Source organism: Saccharopolyspora indica, from assembly GCF_027853965.1.
Classification (GTDB): Bacteria; Actinomycetota; Actinomycetes; order Mycobacteriales; family Pseudonocardiaceae; genus Saccharopolyspora; species Saccharopolyspora indica.
In genome coordinates, this window is sequence record NZ_JAQGLB010000005.1 from 242,343 (window position 1) to 260,447 (window position 18,105).

General features: G+C 72.2%; 17 protein-coding genes. 5 read left to right on the forward strand and 12 right to left on the reverse strand.

Features of this window, described 5'->3' with window-relative positions; genetic code table 11:
• The first annotated feature begins 17 nt into the window (after positions 1-17).
• Together OU416_RS14205 and OU416_RS14210 are read left to right on the forward strand one after the other, a co-directional pair.
• Complete coding sequence (locus OU416_RS14205) at positions 18-1,544, forward strand: protein kinase domain-containing protein (RefSeq protein WP_270927392.1); 1,527 nt, start codon at positions 18-20, stop codon at positions 1,542-1,544.
• A 26-nt stretch (positions 1,545-1,570) separates the two neighbouring features.
• Positions 1,571-2,446: a 3-methyladenine DNA glycosylase gene (locus OU416_RS14210; RefSeq protein WP_270927393.1), complete on the forward strand. Its 876-nt coding sequence runs from the start codon at positions 1,571-1,573 to the stop codon at positions 2,444-2,446.
• Here the strand turns inward: OU416_RS14210 and OU416_RS14215 are convergent.
• Complete coding sequence (locus OU416_RS14215; protein WP_270927394.1) at positions 2,421-3,674, reverse strand: MFS transporter; 1,254 nt, start codon at positions 3,672-3,674, stop codon at positions 2,421-2,423. The two genes, OU416_RS14210 and OU416_RS14215, sit on opposite strands and share 26 nt — an antisense overlap.
• Positions 3,675-3,765: 91 nt before the next feature.
• On the opposite strand from OU416_RS14215, the gene OU416_RS14220 reads away from it, so the two are divergent.
• On the forward strand, positions 3,766-4,728 hold the full coding sequence (locus OU416_RS14220; protein WP_270927395.1) for an ArsR/SmtB family transcription factor: 963 nt from the start codon (positions 3,766-3,768) through the stop codon (positions 4,726-4,728).
• On the opposite strand, the gene OU416_RS14225 is transcribed toward OU416_RS14220, so the two are convergent.
• From OU416_RS14225 to OU416_RS14235, 3 genes are read right to left on the reverse strand one after another with little or no spacing between them, the layout of a single operon-like run.
• Positions 4,729-5,109: a winged helix-turn-helix transcriptional regulator gene (locus tag OU416_RS14225; protein ID WP_270927396.1), complete on the reverse strand. Its 381-nt coding sequence runs from the start codon at positions 5,107-5,109 to the stop codon at positions 4,729-4,731.
• A gap of 7 nt (positions 5,110-5,116) precedes the next feature.
• A complete protein-coding gene (locus OU416_RS14230) occupies positions 5,117-6,286 on the reverse strand; it encodes a GDSL-type esterase/lipase family protein (protein ID WP_270927397.1) in 1,170 nt (389 codons plus the stop codon).
• Positions 6,287-6,327: 41 nt separating this feature from the next.
• Positions 6,328-7,515 (reverse strand): Bcr/CflA family multidrug efflux MFS transporter, encoded by a 1,188-nt coding sequence (locus OU416_RS14235; RefSeq protein WP_270927398.1) that lies wholly within the window; start codon positions 7,513-7,515, stop codon positions 6,328-6,330.
• Positions 7,516-7,637: 122 nt separating this feature from the next.
• Between OU416_RS14235 and OU416_RS14240 the strand changes: the two genes are divergently transcribed.
• Positions 7,638-8,201, forward strand: a complete 564-nt coding sequence (locus OU416_RS14240; RefSeq protein WP_270927399.1) for a TIGR03086 family metal-binding protein — start codon at positions 7,638-7,640, stop codon at positions 8,199-8,201.
• A 6-nt stretch (positions 8,202-8,207) separates the two neighbouring features.
• Here the strand turns inward: OU416_RS14240 and OU416_RS14245 are convergent, their stop codons facing one another.
• Both OU416_RS14245 and OU416_RS14250 read right to left on the reverse strand, forming a co-directional pair.
• Positions 8,208-9,317: a zinc-binding dehydrogenase gene (locus tag OU416_RS14245; RefSeq protein ID WP_270927400.1), complete on the reverse strand. Its 1,110-nt coding sequence runs from the start codon at positions 9,315-9,317 to the stop codon at positions 8,208-8,210.
• A gap of 84 nt (positions 9,318-9,401) precedes the next feature.
• Complete coding sequence (locus tag OU416_RS14250; protein ID WP_270927401.1) at positions 9,402-10,142, reverse strand: SDR family NAD(P)-dependent oxidoreductase; 741 nt, start codon at positions 10,140-10,142, stop codon at positions 9,402-9,404.
• A gap of 100 nt (positions 10,143-10,242) precedes the next feature.
• Between OU416_RS14250 and OU416_RS14255 the strand changes: the two genes are divergently transcribed.
• On the forward strand, positions 10,243-11,208 hold the full coding sequence (locus tag OU416_RS14255) for an aldo/keto reductase (protein ID WP_372907151.1): 966 nt from the start codon (positions 10,243-10,245) through the stop codon (positions 11,206-11,208).
• Here the strand turns inward: OU416_RS14255 and OU416_RS14260 are convergent, their stop codons facing one another.
• From OU416_RS14260 to OU416_RS14285, 6 genes are all read right to left on the reverse strand, one after another.
• Positions 11,209-11,937: an alpha/beta fold hydrolase gene (locus OU416_RS14260; RefSeq protein ID WP_270927402.1), complete on the reverse strand. Its 729-nt coding sequence runs from the start codon at positions 11,935-11,937 to the stop codon at positions 11,209-11,211.
• A 283-nt stretch (positions 11,938-12,220) separates the two neighbouring features.
• A complete protein-coding gene (locus OU416_RS14265; RefSeq protein ID WP_270927403.1) occupies positions 12,221-12,814 on the reverse strand; it encodes a TetR/AcrR family transcriptional regulator in 594 nt (197 codons plus the stop codon).
• Between the two features lie 5 nt (positions 12,815-12,819).
• Positions 12,820-13,665 carry an ATP-binding cassette domain-containing protein gene (locus tag OU416_RS14270; RefSeq protein ID WP_270927404.1) on the reverse strand — a complete coding sequence of 282 codons (846 nt, stop codon included), beginning with the start codon at positions 13,663-13,665 and terminating at the stop codon, positions 12,820-12,822.
• Complete coding sequence (locus tag OU416_RS14275) at positions 13,662-15,401, reverse strand: dipeptide/oligopeptide/nickel ABC transporter permease/ATP-binding protein (protein ID WP_270927405.1); 1,740 nt, start codon at positions 15,399-15,401, stop codon at positions 13,662-13,664. Before OU416_RS14275 ends, OU416_RS14270 begins: the two co-directional genes overlap by 4 nt.
• Entirely contained in the window at positions 15,398-16,339 is a 942-nt protein-coding gene (locus tag OU416_RS14280) for an ABC transporter permease (protein WP_270927406.1), read from the reverse strand. Before OU416_RS14280 ends, OU416_RS14275 begins: the two co-directional genes overlap by 4 nt.
• 98 nt (positions 16,340-16,437) lie before the next feature.
• A complete protein-coding gene (locus OU416_RS14285) occupies positions 16,438-17,946 on the reverse strand; it encodes an ABC transporter substrate-binding protein (protein WP_270927407.1) in 1,509 nt (502 codons plus the stop codon).
• Between the last annotated feature and the right edge of the window lie 159 nt (positions 17,947-18,105).

Here is an 18,105-nt window from a genome sequence, read left to right on the forward strand (position 1 = left end):
TGCGGGATGATCAGAAGGTGCCTCACCTCGCAGACACCGCCCCTGAACGCCGCCTGATCGGAGCTCGCTATCGCCTGGAGGGCACCATCGGCCACGGCGCGATGGGCCACGTCTGGGCCGGAACGGACGAGCTGCTGCACCGCCCCGTCGCGGTCAAGGAACTCCGCCTGTCCCCCGGGCTCGCCGAGGAGCACGCGGCTGAGATGCGGGAACGTGCGCTGCGCGAGGCACGGGCGATGGCCGCGCTCAACCACCCGAACACCGTGCTGCTCTACGACGTGGCGCGCGAGGACGAGCAGCCGTTCGTCGTGATGGAGCTGGTGCACGGGCTCAGCCTCGCCCAGCTGCTCAACAAGCACCGCTCGCTCCCGCCCGCGAAGCTGGCCGTGCTCGCCGACGGTGTCGCGGCAGCGCTGCAGGCGGCGCACCAGATGGGCATCGTGCACCGCGACGTCAAGCCCGGCAACGTGCTGCTCGGCGCCGATCGCCAGGTCAAGCTCGCCGACTTCGGGATGTCCCGCAGCACCGGCGAATCCACCCTCACCCGCTCCGGCGTGCTGGTCGGCACTCCGGCCTACCTGGCCCCGGAGATCGCGATCGGCGGGGAGCTCGGCGCGAACGCGGACCTGTGGAGCTTCGGCGCGATGCTCTTCGCCGCGGCCGAAGGGCGCCTGCCCTACGAGAGCAGCGGCGATCCGCTGATCACCATCAGCTCGATCGTGCACGGCCCGGTACCGCCGCACCGGCAGACCGGGCCGATCGGCGAGGTGATCAGCGGGCTGATGATCAAGGATCCGGCGCGCCGGATGCCGCTGATGGAGGTGCGGCAGCGGGTGCACGACCTGGCCCGCCAGGCCGGGGAACACCCGTTCGAGGAGTACCTCCGCGACATCGAACCGCCCCGCCCGATCACCCCCTCCGCCACCCCGTCCGAGCAGGCCACGGCGCCGGCACCGGCGGCGAAGCGCTCCAGCACCCGCACCACGATCGTGCTCGGCGCGACAGCGGTGCTCGCGATCGGCGCCGCGACCGGCGGATTCCTGCTCGGGCGCGCCGGTGGGCCAGAGCTCACAAGCGTTCCCGGGAAGGCGACCACGTACTCCCCCGCCCCGATGATCCGTGTCAACGCCTTCGGCACGGTCGAAGCCGAACACGGTTACCTCGGCGAGCGTGACAAGGCCAAGCTCGATTCGGATCGCGATGCGGGCGAGCCGGTCGGCTTCGTCGGCCCGATGCTGCACGGCTCCTCGATCACCTTCCAGGACGTCCAGTTCGGCGACCGCACGGCGACCGAGGTCTCACTCCGACTGCGCACCGTGGTCGACAAGGACCTCGACGCGACCCGCATCAAGCTCCGCCTGGACGGGCCGTACGGCGAGGAGATCGCCAAGATCCCGGTTGCCCTGGATCGCGGGCCGGAGTGGCGGGTGGTGCCGGTCAAGCTGACGCGCCCGGTGGACGGGCAGCACACCGTGCACCTGTCGGTCATCGCCGACAAGCCCATCCCCTACGTCGAGGTGGACTGGGTGCGGTTCCACCGCTGAGGCGGCCCGACTACCCTTGACCGGCGATGACCGTGCTGTCCGAAGACCAGTGGCGGGCCCGGCAGGCCGCCCACCGCGAACGCGTCGCCGAGTGGACGCGCCCGCACCGCGAACGCCAGCACGAGCACCGCAAGCACCCGGTGCTGGACTTCCTGTTCACCTACTACAGCTTCCGCCCGGCGCGGTTGGAGCGCTGGCAGCCGGAGGTCGGCGTGGTGCTGGCCGGTGGCGCGGAATTCCTCGACCGGCGCGGTTTCACCACCACCCCGGACGGGGTGGCGCTCGATCCCGCGGCCTTCACCGACAAGCGCCGCAGCACCGCGGAGTTCGTGCTCGGCCTGCTCAGCGCCACCGCGGCCCGCAAACCCCGGCTGGGCTGCTTCGGGCTGCACGAGTGGGCCATGGTCTACCGCACGCAACCGGCCGACATCCGCCACTCGGGCTGGCCGCTGCGGCTCGGGCACGCGGGCACCGACGAGGTCGTGGACTCGATGCAGGTCAGCTGCACGCACTACGACGCGTTCCGGTTCTTCACCCCGCCCGCGCGCCCGCTCAACACCCTCCAGCCCGAGCGCGCCGACCAGGTCCGCTTGGAGCAGCCGGGCTGCCTGCACGCGAACATGGACCTGTTCAAGTGGTCCTACAAGCTGGATCCGTTCGTGCCCGCCGAGCTGGTCGCGGACTGCTTCGAGCTGGCGGTGCGGGTCCGCGAGCTGGACATGCGGGCCAGCCCCTACGACCTGCGCGAGCTGGGCTACCAGCCGGTCCCGATCGAAACCCCCGAAGGCCGCGCGGACTACGCCCGCAGACAGCGCGAGTTCGCCGATGAGGCGGCCGTGCTGCGGCAGCGGCTGATCGGCACCTGCCGGGACGTCCTCACCTGGTCGCGCCAACCGGTGTGAGCTGAGCTCCGGGCAGTTCGCGCAGGGAGCGCAGCGGCGAGAGGAACACCACCAGCCAGGTGACCGCGAAGACTCCCGCCGAAACCCACAGCACCGCGCGGGCGCCCGCCGATTCGCCGAGCACACCGGCGAGCACTCCCCCGACGGCGAGCGCGCCGGTGAGCAGGAACCGGAACGTCGCGTTCATCCGGCCCATCAGGCGGTCCGGGGTGATCGACTGCCGCAGGCTCACCGCCAGCACGTTCCCGATGCCGGTCTTGGTGGTGGTCACCGCCCACCCGGCGGCGGCGATCCACAGCCCGGGACCGCTGCCGAGCACGGGTACGAGGCACCCGGCGCAGCTGGCGGCCGCACCGGCGATCCACAGCACCCGGCCGTGCCCGAAGCGGGCGGCCAGGGCTCGCGCACAGATCGCCCCGGCGAGCGCTCCGCAGCCGCCGATGGCCAGGAAGACTCCGAGAACCCACTCACCGAGCCCGAGTTCGCGGACGAACACCACCGGCAGCACGGTGATCGTCAGGGTGGTGGCGAAGTTGGTCAGCGCACCTTCGACCGCCAGCGGTCGCAGCATCCGGTTCCCGAGCACGTGGCGCAGTCCGTCCCGCACGTCCGGCCACACCCGCGACCTCGGCCGCGGCGGGGCCGCCGGGGACGTCACCTCGATCCGCCACAGCACGACGGCCGAGCAGGCGTAGCTGAGCGCGTCGAGCGCGATCACGACCGGTGCGGCGAAAGCCGAGGCCAGGAAGCCGCCCGCGCTGCGGCCGACGATCTGGTTCACCCCGCGCGCGCCCATCAACCGGGCGTTGGCCCGCACCAGGTGGCCGCGGCCCACCAGCTCGGGCAGGAAGGTCTGCGCGGCCACCTCGGAGAACACCGTCGCCACCCCGCCGAGCAGCGCCACCGCGTACAGCTGCGGCATCGTCAGCGCCCCCAGCAGCCAGGCGACCGGGACCGAGCCGTACAGGACCGCGCGCACCACGTCCGCGGTGATCATCACCGCGCGGCGGGGCAGCCGGTCCACCCAGGCCCCGGCGGGCAATCCGATCAGCAGGAACGCGGCCGTGGTGAGAGCGGTGAGGGCACCGACCTCGGCCGCGCCCGCGCCGAGCGCGAGGACCGCAGTCAGGGGTAGCGCGACGTAGCTGACCTGGGTGCCGAAGTCGCTGCCCGCGATCGCGGCGAAGAACGACCGGAACTGCCCCGGCAACGCTGGTTTTTCGATCACGTGGCGACGATCGCGGTTCCCGGGCCCGGTGACCACGAATTTAGACTGGGCCGAATCCACCACCGGGAGGCCGCAACTGCTCAGGATGACGATGTCGGCCGAGGGCCTGGCCCGGATCAGGTTCGCCCGCTCCCCGCTGTGGGAGGTCACGGCGAGCGTTCGCGTCCTGAAGGAGCCCGGCAAGCACCCGCTGCACCACGCGTGGCGGGCCGAGGCCCGGTCCCGGCTCGACCGCAGCACCGCCGACCTGTCGCTGCTGTTCGACCTGGTGCCGACGCCGAGCAAGATCCTGCCCGGGTTCCTCGCCCCGGTGCCCGCCGGGCAGCGGCCGACGCTGGCCGAGGAGCTGGCCGATCTCCGGTCGGTGCCCGCGCGCACGGTCCGGACCATGATCGACTGCGCCGTGCGCGCGCCTTCCGAGCCGGTCCGCCGGTTGCACGCCGACCCGGTTCGCGAGCTGCCGCGGCTGGCCGAGGTGATCGAGGCCTACTGGGCGCTGGCCGTCGAGCCGTGGTGGCCGGAGATGCAGGACCTGCTGGACCAGGACGTCCGGCACCGCGGTGCGCTGCTGGTGGAAGGCGGGGCCGAGCGGCTGTTCAGCGAGCTCAGCCCGGCGGTCGAGTGGCGCGAGGACGGTTTGCGGGTGCGGCACCGGTACTTCGAGGGCACGCACGTCCTCGACGGTCGCGGGCTCGTGCTGGTGCCGTCGACGTTCATCTGGCCCGTCGTCTTCTCCAAGCTGGAGCCGCTGTGGCCGAGCGCGCTGCGCTACCCGTCCCGCGGCATCGGCGCGCTCTGGGCGCCGAAGCAACCCGCTTCGCTCGACGCGCTGGCCGCGGTCATCGGCCGATCCCGGGCTGTGCTGCTGACCGAGCTGGACGCCCCGAGGTCGACCACCGAGCTCGCTCGCCGTACCGGGATGTCGGCGGGCAACGCCTCGCAGCACCTGACCGCGCTGCGCGCCGCCGGACTGGTCTCGGTGCAGCGGGAAGGCCGGTACGTGCTCTACAACCGAACCGCTCTGGGCGCCGGGCTGCTGGCCCGGTCCGGGTGATCAGGCCTGGTCGTGGGCGGTTCGAGCGGCGAGGATCCGGTTGACGTTGCGCTCGGACCAGTCGGCGATCGCCGCCACCGGGGCGCGCAGCGAATGGCCGAGCTCGGTCAGCTCGTAGATCACCTTCGGCGGGATCTCCGGGTAGGCCGTGCGGGTCACCAGGCCGTCGCGCTCCAGCGCCCGCAGCGTCTGGGTCAGCACCTTCGGCGCGACGCCGCCGATGCCCGCGCGCAGCTGGGTGAAGCGCAGCGGGCCGTCGGCGAGCAGGGTCACCACGAGCACCGTCCACTTGTCGCCGATGCGGTCGAGCACCAGCCGGGTCGGGCAGTCCGGATCGGTCAGCTTCCCCCGTTCGAACGCGCTGCCCTGCTCGGTAACCATGAGATACCTATAGCACGGCGCGGAACGGTCCTCCGAAGGCGAGCTCGGCGAAGCGCTCGGCGATGCGGCGGTGAGCCGCGGCGTCCGGGTGCAGCGCGTCCGGCAGCGGCAGCTCGGCGAAGTCGGCCTCGCCGTAGAGCTCTCGCCCGTCCAGGTGGTGCAGGTTCGGGTCGTCGGCCGCCCGCTGCGCGGTGATGCGCGCCAGCTCCTCGCGGATGACGTTGAGCGTCAGCTTCCCGGCTGCGCGCTCCGCCGGATCGCCCGTCGCCCGGAACCGCACCATCCCGTCGGCGAACACCGGGGCTCCGGGGCCCGGGGTGTCCTCGTGGATCGGGCACAGGATCGGCGAGATCACCAGCAGCGGCGTGCTCGGGTGCCCCTCGCGGATCGTGTCGAGGAAGCCGTGCACCGCGGGGCCGAACGCGCGCAGGCGCATCAGGTCGGCGTTGACCACGTTGATGCCGATCTTGACGCTGATCAGGTCCGCGGGGGTGTCGCGCAGCGCGCGGGCGGTGAACGGGTCGAGCAGGGCGCTGCCGCCGAGCCCGAGGTTGATCAGCTCCACCTCGCCGGCGGCCGCGGCCAGCGCCGGCCACGTCGTGGTGGAGCTCTCCGCGTTCGAGCCGTGGCTGATCGAGCTGCCGTGGTGCAGCCACACCCGGCGGCCGCGGTCCGGGGCGGGTTCCACCGGCGCGTCGGTGCGCAGCTCGACGAGCTCGGTGACCTCCCGGTAGGGCAGCCAGATCTCGACGTCCTTGACCCCGGCGGCGAGCCCGGCGAACCGGACGGTGCCGACCGGGCCGGATTCGGTGTCCACACCGCCGGTGGCCATGTCGATGGTCACCACGTTGCCACCGGTCGCCCTGGCCCGATCGGCCAACCGGCCGTCGACGAGCAGGTCGTAGTCGTTGCCGGGCAGGGTCTGGGCGCCCCGGTAGACGTTCCTGGTCGCCAGCACGTCCAGCTCGATCGCGGTCGCCGCGGTCCGGAAGACCAGCCGGACCCCGGACGGCTGGGACTCCACCATGGCCAGTTGCCCGTCGGCGCACTGCGCGCGCGCTCGCGCGGGCAGGCGGTGCGGCCGCACCCCGCGTTCCGTCCGCTCCAGCTCCAGCGCACCGCGCACGATGCTCTCGGTGATCGGAGTGGTGATCGACACCGCTGCGGCGTTGTTCATGCGCCCCACCCTGTCAACTCGGCGCCCGGGGCGCACCTGAATTACGCGGTGCTCCCGCGGCGGACCAGCACCGCGAAGACGATCACGGCGGCCACCGACAAACCGCCCATGACCAGGCCCATCGGCAAGGCCGTGCCGGTGCCCGCCGAGCCGACCAGCGGAGCCGCCAAGGCGCCTGCCGAGAACTGCATCACACCGAGCAGGGCCGAAGCGCTGCCCGCCGTCTCCGGGTGCCCGGACAGCGCCAGCGCCGTGGCGTTCGGCGAGACCATGCCGATGCTGGACACGACCAGGAACAACGCGGGCAGCAGCCCGGCCAGGCCCGCGTCGACGGCCGCCGACACCGCCACCGCCACTCCCCCGAGCGCGGTGCAGCCCAGGCCGATGGCCAGCAGGCGCCGGGGCGCGGCGCGCTCGACGAGGCGGGCGTTGAGCTGGCCGACGAGGATGATGCCCAGCGAGTTGATCCCGAAGACCAGGCTGAACAGCTGCGGCGACATGCCGTAGACGTCCTGCAGCACGAACGACGAGCCCGAGATGTAGGCGAACATCGCCGCGAAGGCCAGCGCGGACGACAGCGAGCACCCGATGAACGCGCGGTCGCCGAGCAGCGCGCGGAAGGTGCGCAGGGTGTCGCCCAGGTTCCCGGCCCGCCGGTTCTGCGCGGGCAACGTCTCGCGCACCCCGAACGCGGACGCCACCAGCAGCACCGCCCCGATCAGGCCCAGCGCCAGGAACACCCCGCGCCACGACGTCACCTGCAGCAGCTGCCCGCCGATGAGCGGCGCGAGGATCGGCGCCAGCCCGTTGACCAGCATCAGCAGCGAGAAGAACCGGGCCATCTCGATGCCCGAGTACAGGTCGCGCACCACGGCCCGCGCGATGACGATCCCGGCCGCCCCGCCCAGCCCCTGCACCAGCCGCAACCCGGCCAGCGCGTACGCCGACGGGGCGAACGCGCACAGCAGCGAGGCCAGCGTGAACACCACCAGCCCGATCAGCAGCGGGCGCCGCCTGCCGAAGGTGTCCGAGAGCGGTCCGGCCACCAGCTGCCCCAGCGCGAGCCCGAGCGTGCAGGCGGTCAGCGACAGCTGGACCTGGGAGGCCCCGGTGCCGAGCTCGGCGGCGATCTCCGGGAAGGCGGGCAGGTACATGTCGATGGCCAGCGGGCCGAACGCGGACAACCCGCCCAGGATCAGCACGTACTTGGTCCTGTCCGGTGCAGACATCCCCCGCCTCGTTCGTTCGCCGTGCAAATGAGCCGACAGCACGTTAGCCGACCGCGCGCGGGGCCGGTGTCGGTGGTTCATGGTCGTATGCACCGGCGATCCGACGCTTTCGAGGAGTTCCGATGCACGATTTGCAACCCGCCGCCGACCGGCTGGCCGCGCTGCTGACCGGCGTCACCGATGCCCAGCTCACCGCGCCGACCCCGTGCTCGGAGTACACCGCGGGCGACCTGATCGACCACATCAGCGGGCTGAGCCTGGCCTTCACCGGCGCGGCGGTGAAGGACTTCTCGCTGACCGCGCAAGGGCCTTCCGGTGACGCGTCCCGGCTGCCCGCCGACTGGCGCACCCGCATCCCCGAGCAGCTGACCGCGATGGCCGGGGCCTGGGCGGATCCGGCGGCCTGGGACGGGATGACGCAGGCCGGTGGCCTGGAGCTGCCCGGCCCGGTGGCCGGTCTGATCGCGCTGGACGAGCTCGTGGTGCACGGCTGGGACCTCGCGAAGGCGACCGGGCAGCCGTTCGACTGCGACGAGGAATCCCTGACCGCGTGCCTGGAGTTCGTCGGCCCGGCGGCCGGAGACGAGGAAGGCCCGTTCGACCCACCGGTCGAGGTCGCCGCGGACGCCCCGCCGCTGGACCGGCTCATCGGCCTGACCGGCCGGGACCCGGGCTGGCGCCCCTGAGCGGCATCAGGGCAGGCGGGGGTCGATCACGGCTTTGATCTTGCCCTGGTTGGCCATCGCGGCCAGCGCCTTGGACGCCCCGCCCAGGCCGACCGGTTCGCTGAACAGCTCGTCCCAGGGCATCCGGTCGGCGAAGGTGCGGAAGAACTCCACCGCCCGGTGGTAGTCGGAGATGTCGCCGTTGAGCGAGCCGCGCACGGTCAGCTCCTTGCCCATCACCTCGCCCAGCGGCACCGGGGTGGGCTTGGTGCCGGTCGAGCCCACCACGACGATCGTGCCCCGCTGGGCCGCCATGCCCACCGCTTCGGCGCCGACGGTGTCGGCACCGGCGAAGTCGAACACGTAGTCCGCGCCGCGGCCGCCGGTGAGCTCCCGAACCGTCGCGATCCGGCCCACCGGCTTGCGGCTCAGCGGCACCGTCACGTCGGCGCCGAAGCGGGTCGCGGCCGCCAGCCGGTCGTCGGGGCCGCCGATGGTGATCACCTGCGCCGCTCCGGCGATCCGGGCGGCCGCCGTGGCGAAGATGCCCAGCGCACCCGCGCCCTGCACCACCACGGTCGAGCCGGGGCGGATGCCGCCCGCCCGGTCGAAGGCGCGCAGCACGGTCTTGCCCGCGCAGCCCGACATCGCCGCCCAGGTGTCCGGCACCTCGCCGGGCAGCAGGAGCTTGGCCGCGCCGGGGGTCACGTAGCACAGCTGCGTCAAACCGCCGGTCGAGTAGGGGCTTCGGTCCGCGCGCTGGCGGAATCCGTAGCCGCGGTCGGCGCACGCCACCGGTTCGCGCAGGACGGTGCAGCCGTAGCAGCGGCCGCACACCGATTCCGACCAGCCGATCCGGGCACCCGGCTCGACCGGCCTGCCCAGCGCGTCCGATGTGGACTCCCCCACCGCGACGACCTCGCCGACCATCTCGTGGCCCAGGATCACCGGCAGCATCCCGGGGAAGGTCATCCGCCCCTGCCACAGGTGCACGTCGGTGCCGCACAGCGTGGCGCAGGTGATGCGCACCAGCGCCGCACCGGGTTCCACCTCGGCGGGCAGGGGAACCTCCTGCAGGGCCAGCGGCTGCACGTGCCCGGTGAGCACGGCCGCCGCGGTCGTCGTCGGAAGCGTCATCGCCAACCCCTTCTCGCGGAGCACCGCGAAAGATCAGACTACGAATGGAGACGGAAAAGTCGCGCCTGGCAACAACTCGACAGCTCAGCCGAGCAGCTGGCCGCCGTCGACCTGCAGGCTCGCGCCGGTGATGTGCCGGGCCTGCGGGGAGGCCAGGAACACCACGGCAGGCACCACGTCGGCGACCTCGGCGATCCGGGCCAGCGGGATCCGCTGCTCCCACGCGGCGCGGGCGGCGGCATCGGCGGTGAGCCCAGCTGTCATCGGCGTGCGCACCGGCCCGGGCGCCACCGCGTTGACCCGGATTCCGCGCGGCGCCAGCTCGATCGCGGCCGATCTGGTCAGCGCCTCGACGGCGGCCTTGCTCGCCTCGTAGTGCCCGAGACCGGGCGTGGGCTGCCGCGCGCCGATCGAGGTGATGTTCACGATGGCGCCGCCTTCGCCGCGCTCGGCCATCCGCGCGCCGACCGCCCTGGTCATCAGGAAGGTGCCGCGCAGGTTCACCCGGAAGCACGTGTCGAAGGCGGCGACGTCCAGTTCCACCAGCGGGCCGCCGCCCGCGGTGAGCCCGGCGTTGTTGACCAGCACGTCCACCGCGCCGATCCGGTCGTGCACCTCGGCCACCGCGGCCTCCACCGCGCCGGCGTCGGCGATGTCCACCGCCACCCACTCCGCGCCGAGCTCGGCCGCCGCCGATTCGGCCGCACCGGCCGAGATGTCGGCGACCACCACGCGATCCCCGCCGGCCGCGAAGGATTCCGCGACACCGCGGCCGATTCCGCTGCCGCCTCCGGTCACCAGCACCACTCGGGACAGCTCGCCCATCGCAGACCACCCTCGATTCGGCGCGACACCTGCCGCGCACCCGGATCACGTTTTATTATACGACCGTAGACTAAAAAGCCGTTGCGATGAAGGGAGAATCGTGGAGGAGAGCAGAAACCCCGCGATCCGGCAGCTCGGCCCCGGCGGGACGCGCACCTCGGTGTTCGGCCTCGGGTCCTGGAACACCTGGGACCGGATGGACTTCGCCGACGCGGTCGCGCTGATCTCGACCGCGGTCGAGCGGGGCGTGACGCTGTTCGACGTCGCGCACTACAACACGGGCCCGCACGCCGAGCAGGCCCGCACCGACATCATCTTCGGCGAAGCCGTCCGCGCGGCGGGGATCGAACGGGACCGGTACCAGCTGTGCGGGAAGCTGTGGCTGTGGGAGTACCCGCGCACCGGCTTCGAGGAGCAGCTGACCACCTCCCTGGAGCGGGTCGGCGTGACGCACCTGGACACCGCGGTGGTCGGCGACTACCTGGAAGAACCGGACGTGCGGCAGATCGTGCTGGACGTCAACGAGCAGATCCGCGCGGGCCGGATCGGCAGCTGGGGCGTGAACAACTGGATCGCCGCCGATCTGACGTCCGCAGTGGACTTCGCCGCCCGAGAAGGCCTGGTGCCGCCGTGCTTCGCCCAGCTGAAGTACAGCATCGTCCGCCGTTCGATGGCCGAGGGCGGCCCGTACGGCGAGCACTTCCGCACCGGCACCCTCGCCCTGCAGGCCTCGGACGTCTTCGAAGGCGGCATCCTCGCCGGTCGCAAGCACCCGCAGCGCAAGATCGGCGCCGACCCGGGCAACATCCGCGAGCAGATCCGCGCGGTGTCGGACGACGTGGCAGCCGTGGCGGCCGAGTTCGACGCGACCGCGGCGCAGGTCGCGATCGCCTTCTGCCTGGCACACCCGGCGGTGGCCAACGTCCTGTTCGGCGTGAGCCGCGCGGAGCAGCTGGCCGACAACCTCGCCGCCCTGCACCTGTGGCAGGAGCACGGGGCCCAGCTCCGCGCGGCACTGGAACACCTCTGGCTCGACCGGGAGCTCAGCCCCGACGGGACCTGGTGATCAGCGGAGGAACTCCACCGCCGCAGCCCGGAACTCATCACCCGTGAGAGCTCCGTGATGATCCCCGGGAACGCGCAGCACCTCGCCCCGCGGCAGGTGGTGGGCGAGCCCGTTGACGCCCTGCGACATGGGATCGTCCGCTCCCCCGACCAGCAGCGCGGGAACCCCGGGCGGAGCCGCCGCCGGGTCGAACGGTTCGCGAGCCAGCCCTTCCACCAGCGACAGCAGCGATTCGGCGTCCCGCCCGGGGGCGGTGACCATGCCCAGGACCATGCCGGTGAGCTGATCGGCGGGCCGGTCGCCGCCCCGCGCCGCGGCGCGAGCGGCGGCGACGTCCACCGCGCCGAAGGGCTCGACCGGGCTCAACCCGCCGAGCACCAGCCGGCGGACCGGAACCCGGCTCACCGCAACGAGATCCCACGCCAACCGCGCCCCGAGGGAGTAGCCGATCACGTCGACGGTATCGGTGCCAGCGGTTTGCAGCGCCTCGGCGAGCTTGTCCAGCACCTTCCCGGTGGTGCCCTCGGCAGCGGAGCCGACGCGCGGGCTCGCGCCGTGCCCGGGCAGGTCGACCACCAGCGTTTCGCGTCCGGCGGAGGCCAGCGGTCGCGCCCACCGGCCGACTGGCCAGTCCTGCGCGCCGCTGGAGGCGAAGCCGTGGATCAGGACGACGGCGGGACCGGTGACCTCGTCCGCAACGGTGCGGGTGATGGCGAGTTCAGTCGTCATTCTACGACTGTAGACCAAAAACTCGGGGCAGCACCCCGCTATCGGCGGTGATAGCGGGGTGGGGTTGCGGCGGTGACGGGCCGGCTGACGACGGGGCCGGGTTGAGATCAGAGCGGTAGGCGGTCGCCTTGCGGGGGTAGCGATTTCGCATGAAATTGGCTGCGTTGTCGACGAAACCTGCGGTGGCGAGGTCGCCAATTTCAAGCGAAATCGACGAAGCTCGCCACCACCGGAGCGGCCGAGAACGCGGCGTCCGGAAACCCAGTGCCGTCCGGTCTGGGGTTCAGTCGGCGATGTGGCGGAGGAGGCGGTCGACGTAGGCGCGGTACTCCGGGATCAGGGCTCCGTCGGGGAACATCAGGCAGGTCACGTTCGCCCCTATGGACACGCCGATGATCTCGCCCGCCACCGCCGTCACCGCCGGGGCGTCCGGCGGTTCGCCCTTGCCGCGGGCCGCGGCGATCCGCTCCGCCAGCTGGGCCCGCCAGGTTCGCAGGTGCTCGCGGTACAGCTCCGCCAGCTCCTCGTTGGTCACCGAGTGCTCCCACAGGGCCAGCAGGATCCGCGCCGAGTCGATCCGGTACTGGTCGAGCGGCAGCGCGGCCTCCACGTAGTGGCGCAGTGCCGCTTCCGCGTCCTCGGACTCCGGGCGCTGTTCGCCGGAGCGCTCGTTCATCTCGGCCAGCACGCTCTGGAAGGTGGCCGCGATGATGCTGTCCTTGCTCGGGAAGTACCGCTTGAGCGCACCGTTGGCGTAACCCGCCGCCGCGACGATGCTGCGCATGGTCGCGGCCTCGAACCCGCCCTCGATGATGAGCTGCTTGGCGACCGCGACGATCTCCCGGCGTCGCTGGTCGTGATCGATGATCTTCGGCATGGTCCCTACGTTGTGCTCGACTCGCCCGGGTCGCGCAGCCGGAGCCACGCCCGCCTGCGCTCGGCCTGCCGGGCCGGATCGGCGACCGGGGACGCGAGCAGCAGTCGACGCGTGTACGGGTGCGCCGGGCTGCGCGTGATCGTCCCGTTCGCCCCCGACTCGACGATTCGCCCACCGTACATCACCGAAACCCGGTGGCAGATGCGGCGCACCACACCCAGATCGTGCGAGATGAACAGGTAGGACACCCCGGTCTCGCGCTGGATGTCGATGAACAGGTCGACCACGGCCGCCTGGGTGGTCAGGTCCAGCGCGCTGACCGGCTCGTCGCAGATGATCAGCCGCGGCCGGCGCACCAGCGCCCTGGCGATGGCGATGCGCTGCCGCTGCCCGCCGGAGAACTCGCCGGGGTAGCGCTCCGCCGCGTCCGCGGGCAGCCGCACCTGGTCGAGCATCTCGGCGACCGCGGCGCGGGCGGTCTCCCGGTCGGTCCCGGCCGCCCGCAGCGGCTCGGCCACCGCCTGGCCCACCGTCATCGCCGGGTCCAGCGAGCCGTAGGGGTCCTGGAAGACCACCTGCACGTCAGCGGCCAGCCGGCGCCGCTCAGCGCCGCTGGCGCGCGTGGTGTCGCGACCGTCGATGCGGATCGAACCCGCGGAGACCGGGCTCAGCCCGAGGATCGCCTTGCCCAGCGTCGACTTGCCCGAGCCGCTCTCGCCGACCAGCCCGACGCACTCCCCCGCCCCGATGCTCAACGACACCCCGTGCAGCGCGCGGAAGGTGCTCCGACCGCGGCGGTAGTCCACCACGAGATCGTCCACCTCCAGGAGCGAGCTGTGGTTCGTGCTCATGCGCGCACCGTCCGTCCGGGTCGGTCCTGTGCCGCGTCGAGTTCGGCGCGGGTTTCGGTGTCTTCCTGGGACGCCTGGATGAGTTCGGCCGTGTAGGGGTCGGCCGGTTCGGCGAAGATCCGGGCGACCGGGCCGGTTTCGACGATCGCGCCGTCCTTCATCACCACCACGCGGTCGCAGATGTCGGCGACCACGCCGAAGTTGTGGGTGACGATCACCAGCGCCATGCCGTGCTCGGACTGCAGTTCCCGCAGCAGCTCCAGGACCTCGGCCTGCACCGTGACGTCGAGCGCGGTGGTCGGCTCGTCGGCGACCAGCAGGCCCGGCCGCCCCGCGACGGCTCCGGCGATGAGCACGCGCTGCGCCATCCCGCCGGAGATCTGGTGCGGGTAGCTGGCCAGCAGCCGGTCGGGTTCGGCGATGCCCACCCGCCGCAGGATCTCGCGGGCGCGCTCCCGCGCCTGTGCCTTGCCCAGTCCGTGCACCGCGCGCAGCGGCTCGACCAGCTGGTGCCCGATGGTGTAGCAGGGGTCGAGGTTGCTCATCGGTTCTTGCGGCACGTAGCCGATCTCGGTGCCCAGCAGCGCGTGCCGCTTGCCGCGCGGCAGACCGCCGACCTCGCGGCCGCCGATCCGGATGCCGTCGGCGGTGCTGCGCGCCGCGGCGGGCAGCAGGTCCAGCGCGGCGAACACGGTCTGCGACTTGCCCGAGCCGGATTCCCCGACGATGCCCAGCACTTCGCCGGGCGCGACGTCCAGCGAGATCCCGTGCACCACCTGCTCCCGGTAGGCGACGCGGAGGTTGTCGATCCGCAGCGCCGCCTGCTCCGGCGGGTGCACCAGCGTGCCCGTGCGCGGGTGGTCGGGTTCCGCCGCATCGTGCCGACCGGGGTCACCGGCCCGCACGCTCACCAGGTCCGCGAGCGTCGAGCCCATGAACGCCAGGGCCGCGATGGTCAGGCCGAGCGCGGCCGAGGGCCACAGCAGGATCAGCGGGTGGTTCAGCATGGTGCGGAAGCCGTCGTTCATCATCTGCCCCCAGCTGGGCGTCGACGCAGCGCCCACGCCCAGGAACTGGAGCCCCGTCTGCATCCCCATCGCGATGCCCGCGGTGAGCGCGGTCTGGATGATGATCGGTGCGCGCACCGCTCGCAGCACGTGGCTGCGCAGCACCTGGGCGTCGGTCAGGCCCGCGACGCGGGCCGCGTCGATGTAGGGCTCCTTGCGCACGGCCAGCGCGCGGGAGCGCGAGATGCGGAAGTAGCCGGGCGCCATGAACACGCCGATCGTCACCATCAGCACGGTGAAGTTCGAGCCGGTGCCCGCAGCGACGATCAGCAGCACCACCATGCCGGGCACCGACTGCACGGCGTCGCTGATCCACGAGCCGATCCGGTCCGCCCGGCCGCCGAGGTAACCGGCCGCGACACCGCCCGGCACGCCCAGCGCGATCCCGGTCAGGCACGCGACGGCGGCGCCGTACACCGTGGTGCGCGCGCCGAAGAGCAACCGGCTGAAGATGTCGCGCCCCGTCGAGTCACCGCCCATCAGGTGCCCGGGGCCCGGTGGCGCTTGGGCCAGCGTGAAGTCGACGTGGTTCGGGTCGTGCGGCGCGAGCAGCGGCGCCAGCAGACCGGCGAGCACCACCAGCAGGAACACCGCCAGGGCCAGCGCACCGGCGGGACGGCGCAGGTAGCGCCGCCAGAGGCCGCGGTCGGCATGCGCGGTTGCGGTCACTTCTCACGCACCTTCGGGTTGACCCACCCGAGCACGAGGTCGAGCAGGAAGTTGACGACGACCACGAACACGACGGTCACGGCGGTCAGCCCGAGCAGCGCCGGGATGTCGCCGATCTGCGAGGCCGACTGGGTGAGGCTGCCGATGCCCGGCAGGTTGAACACCACCTCGACGACCACGGCCCCGCCGAGCAGTCCCACGAACATCAGCGCCAGCACCGTCAGCGCGGCGGGCGAGGCGTTGCGCAGCACGTGCAGCGCCACCCTGCGCTCGGGCAGGCCGCGAGCCCGCAGCGTGCGGACGAAGTCCTGCCCGCCGACCTCCAGCAGGCCGTTGCGCAGCTGCTCGGCGACCAGCACGATCGCGGTCAGCGACAACGACACCGCGGGCAGCGTGATCGAGCGCAGCCAGCCGAGCACCGACTCGTCCGGCGACACGTAGCCCACCGCGGGGAACCAGCGCAGCTGCACGGCGAACCAGAGCACCAGCACCAGGCTCACCCAGAACCCGGGCAGCGCGAACAGGACCACCGAGGCGAGCTTGAGGCACCGGTCCAGCAGCCCGCCCGGCCGCCGCCCGGCCACCACGCCGATCACCAGTCCCAGCGCGGCGGCCAGGAAGGTGGCCGCGAGGACCACCGACAGCGTCACCGGCACCCGCAGCGCGATCTGCTCGGAGATCGGCTGGAAGCTGCGCCAGGAGGTGCCGAAGTCGCCGCGGACGGCGTGCGAGGCCCAGTCCCAGAACTGCACCGGCAGCGGCCGGTCGAGCCCGAGCTGCTGGCGCAGCACCGCTTGTTGCGCGGGAGTGGCGTTGTTGCCGAGCAGCCCGGCCGTCGGGTCGCCGACCGCGAGGTGCGCCAGGAAGAACGAGCCGCAGGTGACGACGACCAGCAGGACCAGCCCGGACACCAACCGCCGGACGGTGAACTTGAGCATTGCGCACCCCTCTCGGGTGAGTGGGCGTCCGTGCGCGCTTCGGGGTGCCATGACGCCCCGAAACGCGCACGGTCTGACCTCGCACAGCCGCGAAATCCTCAGCCGCGCTGGATGAAGCGGAGGGTCGGGAACATCATTCCGGTGATCGGGGTGACCTTGATTCCCGGAACGCTGAAGTAGGTGTTGTTCGCCTGGTACCAGACGTCCTGCCAGGCGAGGTCGACGAGCTTGCCGTTGAGCTCGCGCGCCAGCGCGAGCTGCTCGTCGCCGGAGGCCGCCTCCGTGCGCGCGACCAGCTCGGCGACCTCCGGGAAGGCCTCGATCGACGGTTCCGGGTTGTACCACTGCTCGGTGGTGAAGCGGCCCGCGACCGAGGCCATCGGGTTGGAGTCCATCGCGATGACGGCGATGAACATCGGGTAGGTCGCGGCGTTCTTCTGGTAGTCGGCCTGCGACATCTCGTCCCAGGTGACCGTGATGCCGAGCTCGCCGAGGGTCTGCTGCACGGCGGGCTGCCAGGCCTGGAAGATCGGTGACATCGGCATGTGCACCGGGAATCCCCGCGGGTGACCGGCCTCGGCCAGCAGCCGCTTGGCCTCGGCGACGTCGTGCGCGTAGCGGTCGTCGAGCGCCGGGTCGTAGGCCGGGTCGCCGACCGGGAACACCTGGCTGCTCACCGTTCCGCCGCCCTGGCCGACCGCCTTGAGGATGGCCGCGCCGTCGAAGGCGTGGTTGATCGCGCGGCGCACCCGCACGTCGCCGAGCGGCTCGACGCGCTCGCCGGTGCGGTCCACGAACTGGATTCCGACCCAGGACGCGACCTTCGAGGAGACGTTCCAGCCGTTCTGCTGCGCCTGCGGGATTTCCGCGGGGTTGGCGAAGGCGACGTTGAGCTGACCGGACAGCATCGCGTTGAGGCTGGCGGTCTGGTCGGTGATCGGGAACATCCGGACACCGGTGAACGGGTAGGTGGCGGCGTCCCAGTGCTGCGGCTTCTTGGCGAACACGTACTGCGCACCGGCCGTCGACTCCGCGGCCCGGTACTCGTAGGGGCCGGAGCCGACCGGGTCGGTGGCCAGGTCGCCGCGGTCGATCGCGGCCGGCGAGGCCATCCAGCTGCGCCCCAGGCCCATGAAGTACAGCAGCGTGTCGTCCTTGCGCGTGAGGTGCAGGGCGATGGTCTGCGGGTCCACCGCGGTCACCGAAGCGACGTTGAGGTAGGCCTGCCCGGAGCGCGCCCCGGCCCGGAGGTGCTCCAGGTTCTTCACCGCGGCCGCCGCGTCGAACGGCTGCCCGTCGGCGAAGGTGACCCCGGTGCGCAGCTGCATGGTCAGCGTGCGGGAATCCGGCGAGAACGACCAGGAGGTCGCCAGCGCCGGAACCGGCTGGGAGTGCTCGTCGAGCGCGACCAGCGGGTCGTAGACCGCCGACAGGTAGGGGCCGTCGAAGCCGATGTCGGCGTTGGCCGGGTCCCACGACGTCACGTCCTGGAACGTGCCCATCTTGAGCTCGTCGGCCGCGGCGCCGGAATTCCCGGCGATGCTGGTGCACCCGGCCGCGGTCAGTGCGAGCACTGCGGCGAGTGCGGTTTTCCAGAGCCTTTTCATGGATCTCTGCCTCCGGCGAGAGGGGCGCTGATGACCGTTCGAAACTCCGAGGATCCTCGCCACCGGCTGCGGATTTCCCGGGCGAGCGGGACGCGAGGGAGGGGCCCGTTGCTCGCCGCCGCACCGCGTCGTGGCCGTTGAGTCTACGGATGTCGGCTA